The organism is Burkholderia sp. SRS-W-2-2016 (assembly GCF_001931485.1).
Classification (GTDB): domain Bacteria; phylum Pseudomonadota; class Gammaproteobacteria; order Burkholderiales; family Burkholderiaceae; genus Paraburkholderia.
The window spans coordinates 1-393 of sequence record NZ_MSDV01000035.1 but is presented as its reverse complement, the minus strand read 5'-3'; the positions used below and the strand labels follow the sequence as shown (position 1 = coordinate 393).

At 55.2% G+C, this 393-nt stretch carries 3 tRNA genes; all 3 read left to right on the top strand.

The features are described 5' to 3' along the window. The first annotated feature begins 1 nt into the window (after position 1). The 3 genes from BTH42_RS16260 to BTH42_RS16250 all read left to right on the top strand — a co-directional run bounded on the left by BTH42_RS16260 (position 2) and on the right by BTH42_RS16250 (position 393). Positions 2-77 (top strand) — tRNA-Glu (locus BTH42_RS16260). A gap of 102 nt (positions 78-179) precedes the next feature. After that, positions 180-256, top strand: a tRNA-Asp gene (locus BTH42_RS16255). A gap of 61 nt (positions 257-317) precedes the next feature. Continuing rightward, positions 318-393 (top strand) — tRNA-Glu (locus BTH42_RS16250).

Genomic DNA, 393 nt, shown 5'->3' with positions numbered 1-393 from the left:
TGTCCCCTTCGTCTAGAGGCCTAGGACATCACCCTTTCACGGTGAGTACAGGGGTTCGAATCCCCTAGGGGACGCCAAACATCAGCGTCGCTTTAGTGTTCGAGTTGTAGTGACACGGAAGTAAAGCAGCGCAGCTTGCAGAGAATTAACCGACGCTCGCAAGCCAGGGTGTAAAGACTGGAGTGGTAGTTCAGTCGGTTAGAATACCGGCCTGTCACGCCGGGGGTCGCGGGTTCGAGTCCCGTCCACTCCGCCAGACAAAGCCCGTTCATTCGGATCTGAACGGGCTTTTTTGTTAAAGATGTAAGCAGTACGTTGTCCCCTTCGTCTAGAGGCCTAGGACATCACCCTTTCACGGTGAGTACAGGGGTTCGAATCCCCTAGGGGACGCCA